The organism is Algivirga pacifica (assembly GCF_039543525.1).
GTDB lineage: Bacteria > Bacteroidota > Bacteroidia > Cytophagales > Flammeovirgaceae > Algivirga > Algivirga pacifica.
The window spans coordinates 57,534-75,866 of record NZ_BAABJX010000032.1; the positions used below are offsets into that span (position 1 = coordinate 57,534).

The 18,333-nt window shown below is 38.7% G+C and carries 14 protein-coding genes; 6 read left to right on the forward strand and 8 right to left on the reverse strand.

Annotated elements, in window-relative coordinates; translation table 11 throughout:
* The first annotated feature begins 180 nt into the window (after positions 1-180).
* On the forward strand, positions 181-1,422 hold the full coding sequence (gene gluP, locus ABD985_RS10560) for a glucose/galactose MFS transporter (protein WP_345371542.1): 1,242 nt from the start codon (positions 181-183) through the stop codon (positions 1,420-1,422).
* A 72-nt stretch (positions 1,423-1,494) separates the two neighbouring features.
* Here gluP and ABD985_RS10565 read toward each other — a convergent pair whose 3' ends face one another.
* The 6 genes from ABD985_RS10565 to ABD985_RS10590 all read right to left on the reverse strand — a co-directional run bounded on the left by ABD985_RS10565 (position 1,495) and on the right by ABD985_RS10590 (position 11,277).
* Positions 1,495-2,421 (reverse strand): hypothetical protein, encoded by a 927-nt coding sequence (locus ABD985_RS10565; protein WP_345371543.1) that lies wholly within the window; start codon positions 2,419-2,421, stop codon positions 1,495-1,497.
* A gap of 56 nt (positions 2,422-2,477) precedes the next feature.
* The gene (locus ABD985_RS10570) at positions 2,478-3,758 is read right to left on the reverse strand and encodes an asparagine synthetase B (RefSeq protein WP_425550443.1); all 1,281 of its coding nucleotides are present in this window, start codon (positions 3,756-3,758) and stop codon (positions 2,478-2,480) included.
* Between the two features lie 139 nt (positions 3,759-3,897).
* Positions 3,898-6,333: a PspC domain-containing protein gene (locus ABD985_RS10575; protein ID WP_345371546.1), complete on the reverse strand. Its 2,436-nt coding sequence runs from the start codon at positions 6,331-6,333 to the stop codon at positions 3,898-3,900.
* Between the two features lie 316 nt (positions 6,334-6,649).
* Positions 6,650-8,494 carry a glutamine--fructose-6-phosphate transaminase (isomerizing) gene (glmS, locus tag ABD985_RS10580; protein WP_345371547.1) on the reverse strand — a complete coding sequence of 615 codons (1,845 nt, stop codon included), beginning with the start codon at positions 8,492-8,494 and terminating at the stop codon, positions 6,650-6,652.
* Positions 8,495-8,758: 264 nt separating this feature from the next.
* Complete coding sequence (locus tag ABD985_RS10585) at positions 8,759-10,174, reverse strand: DUF4270 family protein (RefSeq protein WP_345371548.1); 1,416 nt, start codon at positions 10,172-10,174, stop codon at positions 8,759-8,761.
* Positions 10,175-10,461: 287 nt separating this feature from the next.
* Positions 10,462-11,277, reverse strand: a complete 816-nt coding sequence (locus ABD985_RS10590; RefSeq protein ID WP_345371549.1) for a glycogen/starch synthase — start codon at positions 11,275-11,277, stop codon at positions 10,462-10,464.
* A gap of 129 nt (positions 11,278-11,406) precedes the next feature.
* On the opposite strand from ABD985_RS10590, the gene panC reads away from it, so the two are divergent.
* The 4 genes from panC (at position 11,407) to rfaE2 (ending at position 14,619) form a co-directional block, all read left to right on the forward strand.
* Complete coding sequence (gene panC, locus ABD985_RS10595) at positions 11,407-12,270, forward strand: pantoate--beta-alanine ligase (RefSeq protein ID WP_345371550.1); 864 nt, start codon at positions 11,407-11,409, stop codon at positions 12,268-12,270.
* 193 nt (positions 12,271-12,463) lie between these two features.
* Entirely contained in the window at positions 12,464-12,823 is a 360-nt protein-coding gene (panD, locus tag ABD985_RS10600) for an aspartate 1-decarboxylase (RefSeq protein ID WP_345371552.1), read from the forward strand.
* 131 nt (positions 12,824-12,954) lie between these two features.
* Complete coding sequence (locus ABD985_RS10605; RefSeq protein WP_345371554.1) at positions 12,955-14,049, forward strand: lysylphosphatidylglycerol synthase transmembrane domain-containing protein; 1,095 nt, start codon at positions 12,955-12,957, stop codon at positions 14,047-14,049.
* A gap of 90 nt (positions 14,050-14,139) precedes the next feature.
* On the forward strand, positions 14,140-14,619 hold the full coding sequence (rfaE2, locus tag ABD985_RS10610) for a D-glycero-beta-D-manno-heptose 1-phosphate adenylyltransferase (RefSeq protein WP_345371555.1): 480 nt from the start codon (positions 14,140-14,142) through the stop codon (positions 14,617-14,619).
* A 5-nt stretch (positions 14,620-14,624) separates the two neighbouring features.
* Here the strand turns inward: rfaE2 and ABD985_RS10615 are convergent, their stop codons facing one another.
* Entirely contained in the window at positions 14,625-15,191 is a 567-nt protein-coding gene (locus ABD985_RS10615) for a pyridoxamine 5'-phosphate oxidase family protein (RefSeq protein WP_345371557.1), read from the reverse strand.
* A gap of 170 nt (positions 15,192-15,361) precedes the next feature.
* Here ABD985_RS10615 and ABD985_RS10620 point away from each other — a divergent pair, with 170 nt between their 5' ends.
* Entirely contained in the window at positions 15,362-16,048 is a 687-nt protein-coding gene (locus ABD985_RS10620; protein ID WP_345371559.1) for a zinc metallopeptidase, read from the forward strand.
* Between the two features lie 65 nt (positions 16,049-16,113).
* Here the strand turns inward: ABD985_RS10620 and ispG are convergent, their stop codons facing one another.
* A complete protein-coding gene (gene ispG, locus ABD985_RS10625) occupies positions 16,114-18,102 on the reverse strand; it encodes a (E)-4-hydroxy-3-methylbut-2-enyl-diphosphate synthase (RefSeq protein ID WP_345371561.1) in 1,989 nt (662 codons plus the stop codon).
* Positions 18,103-18,333: the final 231 nt, after the last annotated feature.

The window sequence follows — 18,333 nt, forward strand, 5'->3', positions numbered from 1 at the left end:
AGTAAGATAAGATTTAATTCATTAACAGAAAAGTCCATTTTTTAAGAGGTCTTATTTTTCTTTAAGCATGACATTAATTACTCCATCTGATGCAAATAAGTGTTAAGTTTATGGACAGTCTATTTTGTAACAGCTCTAACCCTTAGAATGGTTAGTCAAAATATATGACCAGTAACTGCTATGAAACCCAACGCATCCAATAATCGCAAAAACTACATGGTGCCGTTTGCCACCATGGTGTTCATTTTCTTTCTGGTGGGCTTTCTGACGGTTGTCAACCAACAATTTCAGGCGCCACTTAAGAATGTTTTTGATCTGGATTATACGCAAACAACCTTATTAACCTTTACATTCTTTCTTGCCTATCCCGTAATGGGCACTCCTTCTGCCAAGATGATTGACAAATTTGGCTATAAAAAAACCACTCTCATTGCCTTACTGATCTTGGCTGTAGCGATGCTCTGTTTCTTGGGAGCTGCTTACTTCCAATCTTACAGTATCTTTTTGGTGGGCTCTTTCATTACAGGTGCTTCCCTTACAGTATTACAAACGGTTGTTAATCCTTACCTTGCCGTTTTGGGAAAACCAGAAGGGGCCTCTACCCGTCTGAATATTGCCTCAGGATTTAACTCATTAGGTACAGTTCTCGCACCTCAATTTGTTAGTATTGTCGTATTCGGTGGAGCAGCAGCCACTCAAGTAGAGTCTGTTTATGTACCCTACATCGTGTTAACGGTACTCATTCTCTTGTTGGTCTTAGTCATCAAAGCGCTCACTTTACCTGAAATAGAGGGTACTACTCAGCAACAGGGAGAAGTACGTACAGGAAGCGCCTGGCAGTTTCGTCATTTAGTATTGGGAGTTATTGCCCTATTCTGTTATGTAGGAGCCGAGGTTTCAGTCGGAGCTAACTTTAATTTATACATGGAAAAGGACATGGGATTTCCTGAGAAATCTCAACAAGTCGTCAACATGGTTTCTCTGTATTGGGGAGGCTTGATGGTGGGACGTTTTATTTCAGGTTTTGGGTTATCTAAGGTTAGAAATGACATACAATTAAAGGTAGCTTCCTCTATTGCATTAGTGTTATGTCTAGCGGGAATGTTTGGTAGCGGGATTGAAAACACCAAAGCAATCGCCCCATGGTTGTTTGTAGGTATGGGACTCTTCCACTCTATCATGTGGCCTTGTATCTTCACCTTAGCAATTGATGGCTTAGGAATATACACCTCTCAGGGATCTGGTTTACTAATGATCGGAGTATTTGGAGGTGCGGTACTACCATTTTTCCAGGGAGTGTTTGCCGATATGCTAGGAGGGTTTCAATGGACCTTCTGGATCGTTATTGCTGCAGAGGCTTATATTTTGTTTTACGCCATTGCTGGGCACAAGAATCCTCTTAAAAAGAAAGTAGATGAGTGATATTAATTCATTGTACAGAAACACTCTCCCTCCTTGGACCCTTGCCTCATGGCAAGGGTCTACTGTTTACTGTTAAAGTCCAAGCTGTTTCCTCAGCGACTCATCTTTAACCGCATTTTGATTCCAATAAGGTGTCCATAGTTGTTTTTGCAACTCTGCTTTATTGCGCATTTGTTTACCTCCTGAGGTAGTTACTTCTTCCCAACCTCGAATAATATAAGGAGGTTGCTTATCAAAGAAAATGGTCAATCGTCGAGGAACCTCCTTGTAAACAACAGCATAAGCGTATTGGGTGGCATTATCTGCCCTGTCCGACAGCGTGACCTCTACCTCTTGCTCCTCTATAGACTGATGTATCATCTCTGAGGCCATCATTCCTGGGATCATGATGATTTCACCTTGAGGCAAGGAAGTTGGATTAATCCTTATCAGGTTAAATAACTCATCTTCCAAATACGCTTTATTAAGGCTATAGGGCTTTTGAGGGGTAGTTGAGAAGTAAGAAGAGTGACTTACCTTAAGTGCTTTCTTCTCATTCAACATTTCCGTATAATACTGGCCACACCAATCTTGGTTGGAGTAAGCTACCTTATAACTCGCAGGAACAAACTCGGCCTCCAAGGCAGTAAACACAGACATCATTTGTGAGTAGTCATATATTCCTGTCGTAAATCGCTTAATGAGATTATACTTGAGAACATTTTGAATATGCTTGGAATCATGATCAGGCTGATCTGCCTTGACCATTTGCTTGTGATCAAAAGGCTCTGTTACCTGAATCAAAATAGCGATTCCCTCTCTTATCTCTCCATACCTTGCTTGTTGCAACGTATAAGTGCTTAACTCTGCTTCCCCTTTATACCAATATTCTCCAAATTGCAAATAAGGATTCAAGGGTGTTTCAAAACCTGCTGGGTTATTATCATTCCCTGAATCCGATGTATTGTTACAGTTAAGAGCAAATAGTAAAATAAGGGGGATTAAATATATTCTTTGCATTTCTAAAGGCCTTTCAAAAACATACAATATCACCTTATTAACAATACTATAACATATCAGGTTTTCTGTTTTTTCTTCTTTGCAGCCGGAAAGAGTATATTGTTCAAGATCAAACGATACCCTGCTGAGTTAGGGTGAAGGTTAAGGTCAGTAGGTTCCTCTTCCACAAAATGCTGATAATCTTCCGGGTCATGTCCACCATAAAAGGTCCAGGTACCCTTTCCATAGGTCCCATGAATATAACGCGCCTCATTAATATCTTTATTCTCTCCCATGACAATCACATCAGGCTTGATCAGGTTCTTCTTAAATCCTGTAGTCTGTCCCATAAACCCTTTGATCACCCTGAGATGATTCTGAGTTAACATCGTAGGAATAGGGTCCCACTTTGCTGAAAATTGAAACAATCGGAAGAAATCATTCTGCTCAGTCAGTTTACGTTCTCCCATTTGATTGTCTATGTTCGCATATTCATAGACATAAGGATTCATAAACAGTTTAAAATCCTTGAATGCAAATGTCTTATTGTAATCAAGCTTATCCTGAGCCTTTGGATCAGCAGGATCTCCATCATACATATGATCACAAATATCCACCCCCTCAGCCGCCAAAGCAATATCATAAGTATCTGTTGCTGAGCACATCGCAAATAAGAACCCACCACCCAAAACGTAGTCACGGATTTGATGTACCACCGAAAGTTTTAATTGAGATACTTTGCTAAAGCCATGTTTAGCTGCTGACTCCTCAAACTTTTTCTGATTATCCTTGTACCATTTTTTCCGTCCATAGGCACGATAGAACTTTCCATATTGCCCTGTGAAATCTTCATGATGCAAATGCAGCCAATCGTATTCTGGCAACTTATTATACATTACCTCATCATCAAATATCACGTCATAGGGAATCTCAGCATAAGTCAGTACCATTGTTACGGCATCATCCCAAGGCATCTTAGAAGGGGGAGAATAAACGGCAATACGGGGAGCCCTTTCCAACTTCATCACATCCATATTAGCTTCAGGGCTGGCAATCACATTCTTAATACTCACTACATCGGCAGTGGAAATCACCTGATAACTAATATTACGAATGATCAACTCATTCTCATACTCTTGTCTGTACTCAAACAAAAAACTTCCTCCTCTATAGTTAAGCAACCATTCTGCTTGCTCACCTTGCTCCAGAATCCAATAAGTGATCCCATAGGCCTTGAGGTGGTTAGTCTGCGTCTCATCCATAGGAACAAAAATATGATTAGCCCTCAAGGCATTCACCAACAGTAAGCTCAATATAAAAGAGACTAAGGTCAGTCGTGTTTTTTTCATTAAGTTCATCTTCATTAAGTCTAAAGTTGATTGGATCTTAAAAGTATCCGTTATGATTTTCAGGATATATAAGAGCTATTTACTTGAACTTATTAAGAGAATACGTAATAATTGAATGAAAAACAACCGATCAAAGCATAAAAGGAAACTATTGCCTTCTAATAATAATATCTGTCCCTAGGATCACCACCTTTGCCGTAGGTCGCTTGATCACTTCACCTTGCTCCGATGCGTAAGCCTTTACATTGCTAAAATCTGTAGCCTTTACCATCACCATTGGCGTCTTCATATTGCTACAATCAATATTACTATAGTCCTGAGCTTTAATGTTTAACTGATTACAGTCTCCTTTTAGAAGAGTATTCGTATTGCCTGCGCTAGAAAACACGATATGATCGGCATCCAAGTGTTCAAAGTTAGCATTGACATACTCATCTAAGTTGATCTTTACCTCTTCTAAATCTTTAAAATTTCCTACGTTAAGGTTACTTTTCCCACTTACTGACAACGCTTTAAGCGTATTCAAAAAAATCTTCAACGTATCAGAGGTATTCACATGAAGCACCTCTCCCTGAGACTTAGGAACGATAAACAATTCGTCATCCTTTACCACAAAATCCAATTGCTCCAGCATCTGTTCTTTCACCACCACCTTATTATTGTTCCCTTGATACATCTCTATGTAAGGAATATCTTTGATCACCACCTGCTGAACTTTTGGAAGTGTTGGATCTTGAATAGATGGTGTACACGTAATTCCATTAGGGGTTATAGGGATAAAATGTTCTTGTGTAGGAATGTGTCTTTGCAGATAATCCTCATAAGGAATAACCTTGTACTTATCCATAAAAATATAGGTTTCCTCGGGGTCAAAATATTGATTTTGCACATTCTTAAGACCTACTTTAAATGGCTTTCCAATAGGTATCCCTATCGCCATATTCATTTCTTGCATGCGATACTCAGCCCCAGATGCCAATTTCACATAAGGATCTATCTGAATGGCATTCTCTTCTACCGTCATATAATAAGAGGTCGTCTTTGCATTCTGAATAGCATCTTGTCTCGTTCTCCCCCTAGCTTGAAATTCACTTTTCACGACAACTCCCTCATTTTCTTGACCAAAGACCGATAAAGGAAACGTATTAAGATTATTACTGCCACCTTCCTCTTCCTCCTTGGAAAGTAATACAATAGGCTGTTTCGAATTTGTAATTGGAATATTTACTTTTTCAATAAAACTGCCCACAGTATGGAAGTTCAAGGCATATTGTCCAGCAGTGAGGCCACCACCTAAGGTGATCACCATCCAAGCTAGCAGCAAAGCAACTGTAACTCGTTTACTAAGAATCCAACGATATACAATTAAGGATAGACTGATGACCAGTAAAAGTAGCAAAGGCGTTGCAGTTGTTGCAAATACAGAGGCTTTAAGGTAAAAAGGCAGGTCTCTAAGTACTTGTAATATTGCTGTAAGTAACTTCAGGTCCTTATCACTTAAATCTACTCCTTGTAGGTCCAGTTTAATATCGTGCAGGTTTGTCAGTAAAAAATCCAAAGCTACATAAACGGCCGGAACACTTACCAGTAATACCATTAATAACGTAATACCTGTAAGCATCGCTACTATTCTAGCCAATTGCTGCAACAAACCTTGAGGTAAGGTAACATGTTTCACCTCCTGATAGATACGTTGATAATAGTGTTGAACATGTTCAACGGGTATACCTTGTTTAGTAAACGTTCTAGAGCGCTCATCAAAATGTGAACGGATATTATTCAAGGTCATCTCCACTCCATTACTCTGTAAACGTTCACTGATAGAGCGTGCCTTTGGTATACTTAACCACAACCCAAAATAAAGCCAGAGTAAAGAGGGATATGCTACACTTCCTATAATAAAAAATAAGTATGCAAATACCGGTTCAATCCCAAGGTGATGACTAATCCCTGTACATGTACCTGTAATAATCTTCCTTCTTCCGCTTCTCAATAAGTATTTCCCTTGTTGTGGAAGCGTTCCATTTTCGGGAACAATAATCCACCCTAATAGATAGCCCACACCCAACAATAGCGCAAGGATATCAAAATTATTAACACTATGATACAATGTAAATAATAAGATAAGACGTACGACTACAGGGTCTACACGAAAATAATAAGCAATCCCGGCACAAAGGCCTGCAAGTTTTCTTCTTTTTACATCACGATACAGTGTTCCTGAAAAAGTTGGAGCCTGTATGGACCGAATACGGGAATATAGATACTCCTTAAAGGATTGTTGAGGTTTCGTTTTCTCTCCCTCAAAAAAGCCTTGTTCACTATCTTCCTGAAACCCTTCAATTTCCCCTAATTGCTCTTTTACATATAAAACATCATGCTCATCCAGCAGTGTTTTTCCTTCATTGAGAATTTGTAAAAGCAATTCAGCAATCCTTTCATCAATACTTTCTATGATGGATATCCCATCCTCAAAGTTCTGAAAATAAAGATGAACAGCTTGCCTGTATTGCTGAAGTGAGTCCGCAGCAGCTTCTGTAAAGTAATAAATAATACCGTTGATATTGACACTCTTGCTTTCCATATGCATCAACCTGTTTAATGCAATTCGATGTATGTTAGTTACTATTTCATTTTAAAGAAACGGCTAAAATATACGGATAGCAAAAATTCAAAGAACAAAGCAAACAACGCATTAATAACCAAGCACTTATCAATAAATACCGGCTAACGAGTAATAAATAGTCAGTGTTCGAAATTGAACAAAAAAGTAAAAAGTAATAGATTAAACGTATAAGGTGAAATCATTCTTTTCTCCTTTCTCCAAAATAAAAAAGGCCTATCTCACAATTCTGAGACAGGCCCTTTATTATCATAGAACTTAACTAAATAAGCTCTTATTATTCTACCGTTACTGATTTCGCCAAGTTTCTTGGTTGATCCACATTACATCCTCTCATTACTGCGATGTAATAAGATAGTAATTGAAGAGGAACTACTGAAATCATTGGCATCAGGATCTCGTGTACATCAGGCACCTCAATCACATGGTCTACCATTTTAGGGATTAATACATCTCCCTTCGTTACGATAGCAATTACACGTCCTTTTCTAGCTTTTACCTCCTGAATATTAGAAACCACCTTATCATAAGAGCTATCCTTAGTCGCAATAAATACTACCGGCATCTCCTCATCGATCAAGGCAATTGGTCCGTGCTTCATCTCTGCGGCAGGATATCCCTCAGCGTGAATATAAGAGATCTCTTTCAACTTTAAGGCTCCTTCCAATGCTACTGGGAAGTTATATCCTCTACCTAAGTACAAGAAGTTTGTAGCATCTTTATACAGGGCGGAGATTACCTTAATCTCTTCATCTAACTTCAAGGTCTCCTCGATCTTCTGAGGTACTTGCTCTAATTCAAATAGTAATTTTTGCAAGTTCACATCAGAAAGCATCTTTTTCTCCTTGGCAACCATTAATGCCATCGTGGTCAATACCGTCAACTGAGCTGTAAATGCTTTCGTACTAGCTACTCCAATCTCAGGCCCAGCATGTGTATAAGCTCCTTCATCAGAAACACGAGCAATAGATGATCCTACCACATTACAAACACCCAATACGGTTGCGCCATTTTTCTGAGCAATTTCAATAGCCGCTAGCGTATCAGCAGTTTCTCCCGATTGAGAAATCGCAATCACCACATCCCCTTTACCAATAATAGGATTTCTATAACGGAACTCAGAAGCATATTCCACTTCCACCGGAATACGAGCTACTTCCTCAAAGATGTATTCCGCTACCAATCCAGCATGCCAAGAAGTACCACAAGCGATAATGACGATGCGATTGGCATTCATCAAGTCTTCCATATGGTGATGGATTCCACCTAACTTGACATGAGACTGTTCTGCAATCACTCTACCTCTCAAGCAATCAGCCACTGACTTAGGCTGCTCCATGATTTCTTTCATCATAAAGTGCTCATAACCTCCTTTCTCGATTGCTTCAAGCTCCATCTCTAGCGTATGGATATAAGGTGTTTGAGGAGTATTTTTTACGTCAATAATTGTAAGTTCTCCTTCCTTGATCAATGCAATCTCCTCATCATTGATATATACTACATCTTTAGTATACTCAATGATCGGCGTTGCATCTGAAGCAATGAAGAATTCTTTTTTATCTTCTCCGATACCAATCACCAAAGGACTACCCTTTCTAGCGGCAATCAATTGGTTGGGATCATCTTTAGAGATCAAAGCGATGGCATATGCCCCTACCACTTCCGTTAAAGCGATACGAACGGCTTCAATCAACTCACAGTTATTGTCTTTCTGAATTTGCTCAATAAAGTGTAGAAATACCTCTGTATCCGTTTCACTCTCAAACTCATGTCCTTTGTTCAGTAATTCCTGTTTTAGAGAGCCATAGTTTTCAATAATACCATTATGTACCATCGCTAACTTCCCATCAGAAGAATAATGTGGGTGTGCATTCACATCACTAGGTCCGCCATGAGTAGCCCAACGGGTATGTCCAATCCCTAAACCTCCGCTAATATCTTTTCCTTGAATTAACTCTTCTAGGCCACTTACTTTTCCTTTAATCTTATAAATATTCAGTGCCTCTCCATTCATTAAAGCAATGCCGGCGCTATCATAGCCTCTATATTCCAGACGCTGCAAACCTTTTACCAAGATATCGCAAGCCTCTTGTGTTCCTAGGTATCCTACAATTCCACACATAGTAATCTAAAAGTTTTAGTACACACATTGTGCTCTCGCACAAAAAAATATTGTTTAGTTATTGAAGGCTTATTGGAAGTTACTCTTCACGAATATTTCAAATAAACCCCATGGGTTGGTATTTATATTCTTATAAAAAAAGAATGTGCTTACCAGAATAATTTATTCCAGTAAGCACACAAATGTAAATGATTCCAAAAAAGAATCATAGTTTTCAGTGATTAAAATAAATTTAAATATACCTGAAAACAGGTATGTTATTTATTAATCAAAAATAGTATAGAATATTTCTAATCGCATTCCTAAGGTCTCATCAAACAATGGATGTGAGTTTGGATTGGCGCTATCTCCAATAATCGCTTTATTAACTCTCCCTACCTGCACAGACTCTATCACACTCGTTGGCAGCAAGATCAACCCATTATCTTCCAATGGGTCACCTTTTTCAAGACGCTCCAAACGATCTTGTAGATAGGTCGTGAGGTTCACACTACCAAATGTTTGGATATTGGTATTATAAGTCAGCTGAAAGCCATCGTTAGGAAAAGCACTCGCCAAAGGTAGTAAACTTCCTTCCTCTGACATCTCTGGAGCGCCATCAATAGAACGGAAAAGTGTAAACCCTGACACAATAGGAGTCATTGTTTGAGGGTCAATCGTCATTCCCTCTGCCGCAATCGCAGGGATAAATAACTCTGCCTTATTAATCACTACCTTCTTTCCTTCTCCTAATTCAGAAAGCCCCAACAAAGATGGAAAATCAATACGTGTTCCTATCCCTGTACCTTCTACAATGATACTGCGATTAGCTAGTTCGATAGAGGAAACTCCTTCTGTTTCAGTCAAGGTGCTCAACTCCTCTCCTTTTTCATAATCCACATTATAGAAAGCACTACCAAAATAAATTTGCTCTGTAAATGATGTATCTTTATCAAAAGTCACCTGATCATTAAACGACAAACGAATAGAAGGCTCTCCAGGCTGCATGTTTATACCAGCAATCCAAGCTGCTTGACGCTCATCTACTACAATAGATATACCATCAAAAATAGCATCGAATGTATTCAAGGTATCTCCAGCTTCTACAACACGTAAAATATCCTCTTTCAATCGCTCTCCAAATGCCAGAGGTAAGTCTACCTGCAGGGTATCATCAAAAGATACCTCTGCTGAAGTTAAAATACTTAGTTGATCTCCTTTCAGGCGATCTGTCGTATAATATTGGAATGCCTCCTCTTCATCTTCATCCTCATAGCGCTTCAACGGCTCTAGATTCTCAAATATGCTGAAGGTTAAAGTTTGTAGAGTGTCTCCATACAGATACCCTCCCAAAGGTAGGGTTAAGGTTACCGAAGTAATCATTGAGTTTTGATTCAAGTTCGTTGAATCTGTACCATAAATCGTACTACCGGCAAAAATTGAAGTATTTGTTTTTCCTAGTAAAGTTCCTTCTGACACTGCTCCCAACGGCATCTGAGCAACATTTCCTGAGACAGGAGCTGCATATTGCTCGGTTGTTGCAGCAACGGCAAATGAGTCAACAAAAAATGTATTCACAAAACTAGAGTCAGAGGGGTCAATATCCTGACCAATCAAGTTATTCTCTGTCCCATCATTACATGAAAAAAATATATTCCCTGCCAGGAATACTCCTAGTACGCCTAAAAATCTACTATTCATTATCATTATCGTTACTATAAGGTTCCCCTAATTCGTTATCTCAATTTTTTGTGGTATCACGCTAAAATAGTCCTATTACCAGTAGGCCTAATCTATTTTATCATTTTTAACAGATGCAAAGATAAAGGTTTTACGCAAACTATAGTAGTTATAAAGCGACTGTACCCTTATGAACTCTTATCCTTCATATATAAGACACCACTTCCTAAACTGAAGTAGTAAAACATCATAAAAAAAGCTTCTGATGAGAGTCACCAGAAGCTTATTCCACTATATGTAATCGTACATTAGTTCATTAAAGAAGTATAAAGATTGTAATAAGAATCTGCATACTCTTCACTTTGTTCAATCGTATCTACTTGCTTACCGTCCAGTTCACCAAGCAAGGTATTTACGGCTGCCTCTTCATCTTTGCCAGCTTTCGTTACAATATCCGCATATTCAGAGCCTATACGAACAAATGCATTGTAATCCGCTGAACTTAAGTTATTAAGCATACCGTCTTCAATATCTACCATTTTCACTTTATTGATCAGCTCCCCATCAAAGATATGCTGGAAAGAAGTATCATAAATCGTGTAGATTGTCTTCGTATCCTTGAAGACAGGATCGTTTTTGTAAGTGGTCTTCAGATAAAGAGGAATCAAGCTTGTAAACCAGTCGTTACAATGTACGATATCTGGTGCCCAACCCAATTTTTTCACTGTTTCAATCACTCCTTTACAGAAGAAGATAGAACGCTCATCATTATCCTCGAAGAATTTATCATCATTTTTAGCATCAGTAAATACTGACTTTCTGTGAAAATAATCTTCATTATCGATGAAGTACACCTGCAACTTTGCGCTAGGAATAGAAGCCACCTTGATGGTCAATGGTTTCTCCTCATCACCTACTGCAATGTTAATACCTGAAAGTCGTACTACCTCGTGAAGCCTGTTCTTACGTTCATTAATCAATCCAAACCTTGGTACCATGATACGGATCTCCATTCCTCGCTCTTGCATAGATTGCGGCAACTTACGAACGTAGTCCGCCACCTCTGAAGTTTGCAAAAAAGGATTAATCTCGCTTGATACGTAAAGAATTTTTAATTTTGACATATTCTGCAGCATTTACATTAATTTAACTGCAAAATTACAAACTAACAGGCCTTTTTTCAAGTAATCCTTGAAAAATCAATAAAATAAACCGCTATATTAACATATAATTTCAAAAGAACAAGACTTGTCATGAAAATATTTAGAGATAAAAATTTACTTCAACAATACATCCTTCAGGCTAAGGCCAATGGGCAATCTATAGGATTTGTTCCTACCATGGGCACCTTGCATCAAGGACACTTATCTTTGATCAAACAGTCTAAAAAAGCAAATGATTTAACCTTCTGCAGCATTTTTGTCAATCCTACTCAGTTCAACAACCCAGAAGACCTAGCAACCTACCCAAGGCAGGAAGCCAGTGATATTGAAAAGCTTACAGCGGCGGGTTGTGATGCCGTTTTCATCCCTGATAACCAGACGATGTACCCCACAGGTCTTGACACTTCAAAATTACTTCAATTCAACTTTGGAATATTAGAGCAGCAATTGGAAGGTGCTCACCGTCCGGGTCATTTCAATGGAGTAGGTATTGTGGTCAGTAAACTGTTTCATTTGGTATCTCCCGACAATGCTTACTTCGGCCTAAAAGACTTGCAACAATTTCTGATTATACGTAAAATGGTACGTGACCTGTCCTTTCCTCTTCAAGTACATGGTTGTCCTACAGTACGGGAAAGTGATGGTCTAGCAATGTCTTCCCGTAACCTAAAGCTTTCCACGGAAGAAAGACAAATCGCCCCTTCCCTACATGAAGGGTTAACATTAGTTCAACAAGCAATCTTATCAGGTGAGTCTGTACAAAACGCACTACAAAAAGGATTAGCGCACATTGAACAATCTAAGGTCTTTACAGTTGAGTATTTAGAAGTTAGAGAAACAGAAACACTCACTAAAGTGGATAACGTTTCCTCTCTTCCTGAATATGCTATATTGGTGGCTGCACACCTAGGCAACGTTCGATTAATCGATAATTTATTAGTGCAACAATCTTAATTGTCATCTATCTATAGATTAATCCAATTAAAGATTAAGAATTTAATTTTTTTTAAATTAATATTGCATTTCCAAGAAACTTTATCACTTAAACCGTGGTTTAATGTTTCGACTCAAATACGTTAATAGTCTCAAAATATGGGACTAATCGTAAACATCACTGAAATATTGCAAACTTCTGAAATAGATCATCATGTATATTGAGGTTCTAAAATCTAAAATACATCGTGTAAAGGTTACACAAGCTGAATTGAACTACGTGGGAAGCATCACCATCGACGAAGATTTGATGGATGCCGCAGACCTGATTGAAGGAGAAAAACTTCAAATTGTCAACAACAACAATGGGGAGCGATTCGAAACCTACGTTATCAAAGGAGAAAGAGGTAGTGGCGTTATCTGCTTGAATGGAGCAGCTGCACGTAAAGTACAAGTAGGAGATATTCTAATACTTATTTCTTATTGCCTATTGGAAAAAGAGGAAGCTAAACGTTACCAAGCTAAACTAGTGTTCCCTGATGAGCAAAATCGCCTGATTCCTGAGACGGTTTAAGGGCTCTCTATTAGAGCAATAGTTGCGAAGACCTTTTTGGTAAAATTTCATAAAAGCCAGTTTATTTACGGTATGTTGTAAATAAACTGGCTTTCTTTGTAGTATTATCATTATGGCTAAATTCTTTATTTGTGAAGTCTTTTATCAAATACCTCATATCCATTAGTATTGCCACCGGTTTTCTTTGGTGGGTCTATCGGGAGCAAAACCTTAGCGACATTTTAGAAAGAATAGAGCAAACGGATCTGCTCTGGCTATGTTTATCTTTATTAGCTCTAATAATTAGTAATTATTCCAGAGCAATTCGATGGCGCATTGCCTTGGAGCCTTTAGGCTACTACCCTACTGGAGTGCGTAGTTTTCTTTCTGTCATGTCAGGATACTTTATTAATGCTATTATCCCCAGAATGGGAGAGATTATTCGATGTACATTACTTTCCAAAACCGCTTCGGTGCCCATTAAATTATCCATAGGTACCCTTATCGCAGAACGAGTACTGGATATGCTCATTATGGGTAGCTTAGTCATGTTGATGTTCATTATTGAATTTGAAAAGGTCGTTGCACTTATTTCGTTTATTAGTGGACAACCTGCCGAAAGTGTGAGTAGCTTTGTAATTGGATTAGGCAGTATAGGAGCATTACTATTCATAACCCTTATTATAGGTTACCTTTTCCGTAAGCAACTGATACAGTTTAAGCTATTTAAAACAGGAGAAGAACGATTACTATCAGTAATCCAAGAAGCTGATCGATATCCTCTATTGCACAAACTGATACAACTCCTTTCTGGCATCAAGGATGGGCTTATTAGCATTCAGAAGATGAGCCTACGACAACAAATTACTTATATTGGACACACGATTGTGATTTGGTCAATGTATTACCTCATGACCTACACGTTATTTCAAGGAGGTAGTGCCACAGAGCACCTTAGCCTTACTTGTGCCTTTACAACTTTTGTAATGGGAGGAATAGGCATGGTCATCCCAACACCGGGAGGTACTGGCTCTTATCATTTTGTAGTAACACAAACCCTGATGGCCTATGGTTTAACGGAAGGTAATGCAGCTGCTTTTGCTATTGTAATGCATGGTGCCCAATCTTTATCCATCATTGCGCTAGGAGGGTTAAGTATGCTTATTGCTAACCACATTCCTCAACAAGGCAGTTACCGGGAAACTCTCAACCAAGTAGTATCTGAAGATACCTCCAATAATGTTTAATATACCGTTTATCGGTTATTGCTTATCGTTTATTTCTTCTTCACTAAGAATATCCAAGCAAAGCGATAAGCGATTTTTATACAAAAAGCTATGGAAACAAAAGACAAGATCATGTCCCTACAAGAGCTCCTACTCCAAAGAGCTCAATGGAAAAAGAACAATGAGAAAGTAGTTTTTACCAATGGATGTTTTGACATCCTTCATCTAGGCCATATTGATTACCTGGAAAAAGCCAGACACAAAGGAGAGCGATTAATCATTGGAGTCAATACAGATGAATCTGTTCAAAGATTAAAAGGCCCCCAACGTCCCATTAACAACGAATATGCCAGAAGCCGAATGCTTGCGGCCTTAGCATTTGTGGATGCAGTGATCTTGTTTGGGGAAGAAACCCCCTTGGAACTTATCCAACAGATAATACCGGATATATTGGTAAAAGGGAATGACTATACCATTGATACCATTGTGGGAGCTGATGTTGTCATGACTCATGGAGGGACAGTAGAAACTATAGAATTAGTAGAGGGTTTTTCAACCACCTCAATTATCGAAAAAATTCAAAAAGGGTAGCACTATCAAGGGGCTATCCAACACTGCTTCCATTGCTCTTCTCCCCTTTCAAACTTGGCCCTGAGGTGCCCTTGCTTTCGTAGTTGCAAGACCTCTACCTCCGTAGCCCTCATTAATAATACACAAAACTGCTGTTCTTCCTGAGACCATTCATAGGCATATGTTGGATCCTGTAATATCATTCCGGGACTTGCAACACTACTATAATCCTTCCAACCTCTCCCCTGCTGTACCTGTTTCCAATATTGCTGGCTTACTTGGTCATCATAATGAATCTGTACCTGTACATTTATTTTCAATTGTATACGTACTTCAGGGTCATAAAACAGTAAGGAGGCTTCGGGGTATTTTTTCAATTCCAATACCTTTGATGAACGGTAATCTGTAAAAACTTTTAAGCGTTTTTGCTCATCAAGTCCTCTAAATATAACTGTTCTTAATCCTGGAGCTTTTGCCGTATGTGTTGCCAAAACCACTTGATGAAATGGATGACGAGCAGAAGAAGAGGCTAACGTATTCCATACATCCTTCCATATAAAATCCAAAGAGGTATATTGAGTTATCTTTCTCATATTTTGAATTATTTTAAGAATTCATCAGGTAAACAAAGCAACCTTATTTAAGATTTAGCGTCTTATAGGTATGGAGGCCATGATCAAAACCTTTTGCTTACAAAATATCTTTATAGAGTAAGAAGAGTTATCTTTAAATTGAAAAAATACAACATTAAAACATACATTTTATGATTTGGATTATCATTATCGGCTTTATGATCTTGGGGTGGATGGTACAATACCGTCTCAAGAGCAAGTTCAAGAAATATTCTCAAACACCCATTCGTTCGAATCTCTCGGGTGCAGAAATCGCCCAACAGATGCTACAGGATCATCATATTTATGATGTGCATATCACTTGCATCCCTGGGAAATTAACAGACCATTATCATCCAGGCCATAAAACCATCAACCTGAGTGAAGCGGTATATTATGGAAGAAATGCTGCCGCAGCTGCGGTTGCTGCACACGAAACAGGGCACGCTGTGCAACATGCACAAGCCTATGCGCCATTACAATTACGCTCAGCTATGGTTCCTATCCAAAATGCCAGTGCAAAGATTCTCAACGTCATTTTTATTATTGGTATTCTAGGTGCTTTTGTTTTACATATGTTCCCTCAAGAGCTTTTGTTTATTGCTATTGTAGGATCTTATGCAGTAATGACCGCATTTAGCTTTATTACACTGCCCGTAGAGTTCAATGCGAGTAAAAGGGCATTGGCATGGATTGATCAATCGGGAGTAGTATCCAGTCAAGAATATGATATGAGTAAGAATGCCTTAAAGTGGGCTGCAATGACTTATGTGGTTGCCGCACTATCCTCTTTAGCGATGTTATTATATTATTTGAATATGTTCTTTGGAAGAGATTAATCAATAAATTAATAGGAAAAAGAAAGGGCTACCTTTATGGTAGCCCTTTCTTTTTTTAAAAAAAATTAATCAATCGTCTCTGGCTCAATCCAGTTTCCATCTTCCTGAATCAACTCGATCAGTTTATCCACTGCGTGCTCCGACGGCACATTTCTCTTCACTACTTCCTGTCCTCTATACAGAGTAATTTTCCCTTTCCCAGAACCTACGTAACCATAATCAGCATCCGCCATTTCTCCCGGACCATTTACAATACAGCCCATGATACCAATCTTTACTCCTTTTAAATGATCTGTTCTTTTGCGAATCATCGCCGTAGTAGACTGTAGATCAAAAAGTGTTCTACCGCAAGAAGGGCAAGAAATATATTCCGTTTTGGTCATTCTAGTTCTAGCAGCCTGTAAAATATTAAAGGCCGTAGAATTATACTGTTTCAAAACTTCGGTTGAAATAGCCTTCTCTTCTGTCAATGGTGAAAGCATAATTCCATCCCCAAAGCCGTCTATTAACAACCCTCCACAGTCTGTCGCGCTAAAAAGCTGGAATTTATCTGCAGACAGGTTGGTAGAATAAACTCTATTAATTACGACTGGAGTAGATATTTTCTCTTGATATAAGTCAAAGAACACATTACGTTGCTCTGCCATACCATGTTCATTGTCTGTCGTCAATACCAATACAACATTTGCCACCTGCTTTAAGCGTTCCTTCACTTTCGACGTCAGTGTGTCTGCACTTACTTTCACGAAGTTCAATTGCTCATGAAGTTCGGACGTATTCAACCACTCTTCTACTTCCAACATCGGAATCTCCTCGTTACGATCCTCTGACTCAAGCCAATTGCTATAATCAACGATTTTTTTTAAACCATTCGGCAGCATAAAGTCTATGGTAGACTTCCCTACATATACATAATCAGCTCCATGGTCATTCATCGCCCACTTATCCGTTGCCGGCAGATAAAAATGTCCGATTGCCTTCAAATCCTCCATTGTAATTTGAGTCAAAGCACTCAAATCTGCGATAACACGAGGAACATTATGATCACCAAAATTAACCACCTCCTCTGTTTTCCTTCTCTCGTAAGCAAATGGATTCTTTGGAGATACTTCTATGGCGTTAGGAATTACCTTTGCTTTCTTAACTCTTTCATTATAGCGGTTAATCAGGTCATAAGCTACCGGTGCTTCTGCTTCAGGTGCTTCAGTCAAGGACACTCTGACGGTATCTCCTAATCCATCTTCTAACAAAGTACCGATCCCCACAGCAGACTTAATGCGCCCATCTTCTCCTTCTCCAGCTTCGGTTACACCTAAGTGTAATGGATAAGGCTTCATTCCTTCTTCTTCCAATTTCTGCACCAACAACCTATATGCTTGTACCATGACCTGTGTATTACTCGCTTTCATTGAAAGCACTACTTGATCATAATCCAATTCCTCACAAATTCTAAGAAACTCCAAAGCAGACTCTACCATTCCGAAAGGAGTGTCCCCATAACGGCTCAAGATACGATCAGACAAAGAACCATGGTTCGTACCTATTCGCATAGCAGTTCCATGCTCTTTACAAATCTTTACTAAAGGAGTGAATTTCTCACGAATACGATCCAGCTCTTCCTGATAAGTAGCATCATCATATTCGATTACTTCAAATTTTTTCTTATCGACATAATTCCCTGGATTGATCCGCACTTTTTCTACCAAACGAGCTGCTACTTCTGCGGCATTTGGGGTAAAATGGATGTCCGCTACCAATGGAACATTATATCCTCTTTCGTCAAGCGCCTTTCTAATTTCTCCAAGGTTCTCAGCTTCTTTCTTACTAGGGGCTGTTATTCTAATATACTCACAACCTGCCTCTGCCATACGAATAGCCTCTTCCACAGAACCTGCGGTATCCATTGTATCTACCGTTGTCATCGACTGCACTCTGATCGGATTATCTCCTCCTAAAGGTGTATCACCAATATTGACCTCTATTGTCTTTCTACGTGTATACTCGGTCAGTTTTGTACAATATGTAAACGAATCAAGCACTGTTTTAGAATCCATAAAAATTGATTTTTGAAAAGTATTCTATGGCCAAAGCCGGTGTTATCTATTAATATTTATATCAGCAAAGATAATTATTCAATTGCTATAATAAAGTACGTTCAAGAAGTAAATCTATTATTGAATATATGTTAGCAGTAGTTTGCAATAAATAGCAGAGCAATAATAAAAGGAGTATATTAATCATTGACAAAACCTTCAACGCCCTAAAAGCAAGGGCAAACATTTATC

What these genes read in the sequence shown, in the direction of transcription:
- panD (WP_345371552.1), top strand. Translation starts at nt 12,464, where the DNA reads ATGTATATTGAGGTTCTAAAATCTAAAATACATCGTGTAAAGGTTACA.
- rfaE2 (WP_345371555.1), top strand. Translation starts at nt 14,140, where the DNA reads ATGGAAACAAAAGACAAGATCATGTCCCTACAAGAGCTCCTACTCCAA.
- panC (WP_345371550.1), top strand. Translation starts at nt 11,407, where the DNA reads ATGAAAATATTTAGAGATAAAAATTTACTTCAACAATACATCCTTCAG.
- ABD985_RS10590 (WP_345371549.1), bottom strand. Translation starts at nt 11,277, where the DNA reads ATGTCAAAATTAAAAATTCTTTACGTATCAAGCGAGATTAATCCTTTT.
- glmS (WP_345371547.1), bottom strand. Translation starts at nt 8,494, where the DNA reads ATGTGTGGAATTGTAGGATACCTAGGAACACAAGAGGCTTGCGATATC.
- ABD985_RS10620 (WP_345371559.1), top strand. Translation starts at nt 15,362, where the DNA reads ATGATTTGGATTATCATTATCGGCTTTATGATCTTGGGGTGGATGGTA.
- ispG (WP_345371561.1), bottom strand. Translation starts at nt 18,102, where the DNA reads ATGGATTCTAAAACAGTGCTTGATTCGTTTACATATTGTACAAAACTG.
- ABD985_RS10570 (WP_425550443.1), bottom strand. Translation starts at nt 3,758, where the DNA reads ATGAACTTAATGAAAAAAACACGACTGACCTTAGTCTCTTTTATATTG.
- gluP (WP_345371542.1), top strand. Translation starts at nt 181, where the DNA reads ATGAAACCCAACGCATCCAATAATCGCAAAAACTACATGGTGCCGTTT.
- ABD985_RS10615 (WP_345371557.1), bottom strand. Translation starts at nt 15,191, where the DNA reads ATGAGAAAGATAACTCAATATACCTCTTTGGATTTTATATGGAAGGAT.
- ABD985_RS10565 (WP_345371543.1), bottom strand. Translation starts at nt 2,421, where the DNA reads ATGCAAAGAATATATTTAATCCCCCTTATTTTACTATTTGCTCTTAAC.
- ABD985_RS10575 (WP_345371546.1), bottom strand. Translation starts at nt 6,333, where the DNA reads ATGGAAAGCAAGAGTGTCAATATCAACGGTATTATTTATTACTTTACA.
- ABD985_RS10585 (WP_345371548.1), bottom strand. Translation starts at nt 10,174, where the DNA reads ATGAATAGTAGATTTTTAGGCGTACTAGGAGTATTCCTGGCAGGGAAT.